Origin of the sequence: Caulobacter sp., from assembly GCF_035254145.1 — a bacterium.
Classification (GTDB): Bacteria; Pseudomonadota; Alphaproteobacteria; order Caulobacterales; family Caulobacteraceae; genus Caulobacter.
The window spans coordinates 1-5,078 of the sequence record NZ_DATFAV010000207.1 but is presented as its reverse complement, the minus strand read 5'-3'; the positions used below and the strand labels follow the sequence as shown (position 1 = coordinate 5,078).

Annotated in this window: 4 protein-coding genes; all 4 read right to left on the bottom strand. The window is 69.5% G+C overall.

Features of this window, described 5'->3' with window-relative positions; genetic code table 11:
* Positions 1-23: 23 nt before the first annotated feature.
* The 4 genes from ftsA to VJ655_RS12560 all read right to left on the bottom strand — a co-directional run bounded on the left by ftsA (position 24) and on the right by VJ655_RS12560 (position 4,792).
* The gene (gene ftsA / locus VJ655_RS12575; protein WP_324111546.1) at positions 24-1,349 is read right to left on the bottom strand and encodes a cell division protein FtsA; all 1,326 of its coding nucleotides are present in this window, start codon (positions 1,347-1,349) and stop codon (positions 24-26) included.
* A 30-nt stretch (positions 1,350-1,379) separates the two neighbouring features.
* Complete coding sequence (gene ftsQ / locus VJ655_RS12570; RefSeq protein ID WP_324111545.1) at positions 1,380-2,288, bottom strand: cell division protein FtsQ; 909 nt, start codon at positions 2,286-2,288, stop codon at positions 1,380-1,382.
* Positions 2,257-3,213, bottom strand: coding sequence for a D-alanine--D-alanine ligase (locus VJ655_RS12565; RefSeq protein WP_324111543.1), 957 nt, complete (start codon positions 3,211-3,213; stop codon positions 2,257-2,259). Before VJ655_RS12565 ends, ftsQ begins: the two co-directional genes overlap by 32 nt.
* Before the next feature lie 169 nt (positions 3,214-3,382).
* Positions 3,383-4,792 carry a M20/M25/M40 family metallo-hydrolase gene (locus VJ655_RS12560; protein WP_324111541.1) on the bottom strand — a complete coding sequence of 470 codons (1,410 nt, stop codon included), beginning with the start codon at positions 4,790-4,792 and terminating at the stop codon, positions 3,383-3,385.
* Between the last annotated feature and the right edge of the window lie 286 nt (positions 4,793-5,078).

Genomic DNA, 5,078 nt, shown 5'->3' with positions numbered 1-5,078 from the left:
TGAACCGCCGGGACGGCGTCAGGTCAAAGATTGTCGCGCAGCCAGGCCGCGGCGCGGGAGATCGGGCTGGCGTTGGGGTCCAGCGGGCGCTTGCGGGCGACGCCGCCGGCCAGGGCCTTGGACGAGACGGCCTCGCGCGGGCCAAAGGCGGTGCGGTGCAGGGTGCCGGCGGCGGCGCAGAAGGCGGGCCCCGAGGCGGCGTCGGCCAAATGAGGAACCCTGCGAGGACGGCCCAGACGCACCGGACGATCGAAGACGCGCACGGCCACTTCCCGCACGCCGGCCAGCTGGCTGGCGCCGCCGGTCAGGACGATGCCCGCGCCCGGCTCGACCGGCGCGCCCGAGGCCTTCAGGCGCTCGCGCAGCAGTTCCAGGGTCTCCTCGACGCGCGGCTGGATGATGCCCTTGAGCAGGGACCGCGGCGCGATCACCGGACCCGCGCCCGGATCGTCGCCGCGCGGCGGGGCCTCGATCATCTCGCGGTCCTCGTTGGCCGAGGCGATGGCGCTGCCATGCAGGGTCTTGATGCGCTCGGCGCCGACCACCGAGGTCTGCAGGCCGCGGGCGATGTCCTGGGTCACGTGGCCGCCGCCCACCGACAGGCTGTCGACGTGGCACAGGGCGCCGTTGTTGAAGACCGCCACCGAGGTCGAGCCGCCGCCCATGTCGATGCAGACGGCGCCCAGGTCCATCTCGTCCTCTTCCAGAGCCGCGAGGGCCGAGGCGAACGGCGCGGCGACGATGCCCTCGAAGCTGAGGTGGGCGCGCTCGACGCAGTGGGCCAGGGTGTGGAAGATGTTCTCGTTGACCGAGACGACCAGCAGCTCCAGCCCCAGCGAACGGCCGAACATGGCGCGCGGGTCGCGGATGCCGCGCTGGCCGTCGACCGACCAGGCGATCGGCAGCAGGTGAATGGGCTTGCGGCCGGGAATGCGCACCTGGGCCAGAGCCGAAGCGATGGCGCGCGACAGGTCGCTGTCGGAGATCGGCCGTGCGCCGAGCGACACCTGCGAATGGACGCGATGGCTGGCCAACTGGCCGCCGGCCGTGCAGACGCTCACGCCCTGGACGTTGACGCCGGCCACGGTCTCGGCCCGCTCCACCGCCTGGGCGATCGCCTGGGCGGCCTCGTCCAGATTGACGATCGCGCCGCCACGCACGCCGCGCGACTGGACGTAGCCGACGCCCGACGTGGTCAGGGTGCGGTTCTCGCGATGAACGCCATCGGCCTTCATGATGAAGCACGTGACCTTGGACGCGCCCAGGTCCACGGCCGCGATGGCGGGCTGGCGCACGAGCGTGGCCTTCAGGCCTTCGCGAGCCTGCTTCCGTTCCTCCAATCGCGACATCGCTATCGACACCTCAGCCCATCAATCATCTTACGCCCCGCCGGCGGCAGGCTGCCCGGGCAGCTCCGCGTCGCGAGGTCTCACAGCCACCATTTCGGGGTCGCGCAGATCGATCCGCGCAAACCCCATGTCGAGGATTCGCTGCCGTTGGTCGAGCTGATCCAATTGAATCAGCGCGGATTCTTCGTCGATGGCCGGAAGCTGGATCAGCGATCCGTCCTTCAGGCGAAGATCCCAGCGGCGGTCGTCGACCCGAACCAGCGCTTCCAGGCGATCACGCAGGCGCGGCCGCGAAGCCACCGCCGGCAGGATCAGGCCCGCGGCCTGGTCCGCGCCCTGCCCCACCACCAGCGGCAGCCCGGGGAAGCGCGCGGGATCGGCCTCGTTGATCACCCGCCCCTCGGCGTCGATCACCTTCATGCGGCCCTGGTTCTGCCAGACCGCCAGCGCCGGTCGCTCCTCGATGGCGATCAGCACGGTGTCGGGCAGCATCCGCACCACCTTGGCGTCCTTGACCCAGCCCACGCCCTGCACCCGCTGGCGGACGCCCGCCAGGTCCATGCCCAGGGTGGGCTGGTCGAGATAGAGGCCCGAAGCCTTCAGGATGTCGGCCTGGGCGGTCGCCGAGGCGCCGCGGATATGGACGGTCTTCAGCTTGAAGCCGGCGGTCGCGAAGGAGGCGTCGACGCCATGGGCCATCGACGCGCCGATACGCTCGGCGCGATGTCCTGTCGCCAACATCACCACAAGTCCGAGGCCCAGGGCCGCGCCCGCCACGCTGAGGGCCACCGTGGGCGAGAGACCCACGCCCTTGGCGGCGTGCAGCTTGGCGGCCGGCTGCGCCCCTCGGGACGCCGGCTTGCCTCTGCTCGGACTTGAGGGGGCTTCGGCCCGGGGTCGCCTAGGCTTAGGCGGTCCCCCCCGCGTTGCGGCGGGCATAAGCGTCCTCCACGATCCACAAAACTAACTGGTCAAACGGGATCCCGACGTGGGCGGCCTGCTCGGGGGCGAGCGAGGTCGGGGTCATGCCGGGCTGCGTATTGACCTCTAGAAGGACCAGAATGTCGTTAATGTCGTCATAACGGAGGTCGGATCGGGTTACACTTCGACAACCAAGAGCCGAGTGCGCCAACTCGGCCATTCGCATCGCTCTATCCCTTACGCCATCAGGGATTGGAGCCGGCAGGACGTGGATCGAACCGCCCTCCGAGTACTTGGCCTCGTAGTCATAAAAACCTGTGGATGCGCGAATATCGGTTACCGCGAGGGCTCTGGGACCATTCGCCTCACCCATGACGGCGACCGCCAGTTCGAGCCCCCGGACATAGGGTTCGACCATGACCTCCTCGCCATAGGTCCAGGCGGGAGAGGCCAGTTCCTCGGGCGGTCGGTTGGCGCCTTCGAAGACCAGGAACACGCCGACCGACGAGCCCTCGGCGTTCGGCTTGACCACGTAGGGCGGCTTCATCACGTGCTCGCGGGCGACGTCGTGGCGATTGAACAGGCCGCCGCCCGGCACGATCACGCCGGCCGCCGCCAGCACGGCCTTGGCCTTGGCCTTGTCCATGGCCAGGGCGGAGGCCAGCACGCCGGAGTGGGTATAGGGCAGCTCCAGCGTCTCGAGCACGCCCTGGACGCAGCCGTCCTCGCCCCATTCGCCGTGCAGGGCGTTGAAGACCATGTCTGGTTTGGTCGCCGTCAGGACCTGGGCGATGTCCTTGCCCGCGTCGATCCGCGTCACCTTCGCCCCCAGCCGCTCCAGGGCGTCGGCGCAGGCCGCGCCCGAGACCAGGCTCACCTTGCGTTCCGACGAGGGACCGCCCAGCAGGACGGCGATGTGGCGGCCAGACAGGGGCTTGGTCATGAGGCGCTCTACGAAGCCCTCCCCCTCGATGGGGGAGGGTTGGGTGGGGATGATCGCGCCGCGTCGGACGCCTTACCGCTCTTCCTAGAGAGGCGGAAAGGCCGTGCCAACACCCCCATCCCCGACCCTTCCCCCATCAAGGGGGAAGGGAGAGCGAAAGTTGTGAGCTTTAGTGAGAGGCCGGAGCCGCCGCGCCCGCCGGCTTCAGCGCGCGGAAGTCGATGTCGCTGTCGGCCACCAGATAGATCAGGCTGGCCCAGGCGGCGACGTTCTGCGCCAGCTCGTCCGGACGCACCTTGTTGAGGGTGTCGTCCATGGTGTGGTGATAGTCGAAGTAGCGGCTGGCGTCCTGCTCCAGCTCGATCGACGGCACGCCGGCCTGTTCCAGGCCCTCGATGTCCGCGCCGCCGTGCGAAGCCGGTTGGCGGTTCACGTAGATCTTCAGCGGGGCCAGGAGGTTGGCGGCGGTCGTGGCGATCGGATGGGCGGCCGCGCCGGCCGGCAGCTTCAGCGAGTAGATGCGGTCGGCGCCGCTGTCGCTTTCACCGGCCAGGACGATCTTCGAGGCCTCGTCCTTGTGGGCGGCGATATAGGCGTCCGACGAGCCGCCGCTTTCTTCCGAGCCCCACATCACGACGCGGATGGTGCGCTTGGGATGCTTGGGCAGGTCGCCGATCAGCTTGGCCGCGGCGGTGGTGATGGCGATGCCGGTGGCGTCGTCGAGCGCGCCGGTGCCGACGTCCCAGCTGTCCAGGTGGCCGCCGATGACGATCACCTCGTCCGGCTTCTCCGCGCCCTTGATCTCGCCCGAGATGTTCCAGGCCACGTCGTTGGGATCGGTGGTCGAGGCCAGCTTCAGCTTGATGCGCAGCGGGCCCTTCTTGGCCAGGCGCTCCAGCTGCTCGGCCTCCGGCACGCCCATGGCGGCGGCGGGAATGGTCAGGACGTCAGGGCCAAAGCCCGTCACGCCGGTGTGCGGCACGGTCGAGTCGGAGGTCGAAACCGAGCGGATCAGCAGGGCCACGGCCCCGCGCTTGGCGGCCTCGACCGGACCGGCGCGGCGCGAGATGCCCGCCACGCCGTAGCCCGAGCCGTCCTGGGCGCGGACCATGGGCTGGGTGATGACGGCGATCTTGCCCTTCAGCGCGCCCTCGGGGGCGGCGATCATTTCGGCGTAGGTGTGGAACAGGGCGACCTCGGCCTCGATGCCCGCGGCCGGGGTCGGCAAGGTGCGGCCCAGACCCACGATCGACAGCTTCATCGGATAGGGCGCGACCAGCTCGGCGCTCTCCTCGCCCCGCGTCCAGGACGGCTTGGCGAACGGCTCGATCTTGATGTTGGCGAAGCCCAAGGCCTTCAGCTTGGCCGCGCCCCAATCCTTGGCGCGCTCCATGGCCGGCGAGCCGACGACGCGCGGGCCGATGGTGGTGGTGAGGTCCTCGGTGATGTCCCAGGCGGTGCGGTCCAGCAGCGCCTTGTCACGCAGCGCTTCGGCGGTGCGGATGTCCTGAGCGTGGGCGGCGCCCGACAGGAGGGCGAAAGCGGCCGAGGCGGCCAGTAAGCGACGGTACATGAGCAAGGATTCTCCCCAATGGCGCGGGAGTCATAGCACCGGTTCACGCCACGGGGAGTCAGCAATGGGGTGGAGCGTTCGAAAGCGGCGACAAGACCAGGAAGCAGGCAGGCGCGCGACTTGGCCGCTTCACGCGGCTGGCCGCTGAAGGGATGGAAGGGGATGCGGAGCGCCGGACGTTCGTCCGGAGGTTTGGGTAGTGAGTACCGTTTCGACGAAGCCAGGACGCTCCGCGCGGTCGTTATCCGGTGAGCCCTCGACGCGCGGGGTCTTAACCCGCTTCCGAAAGAGG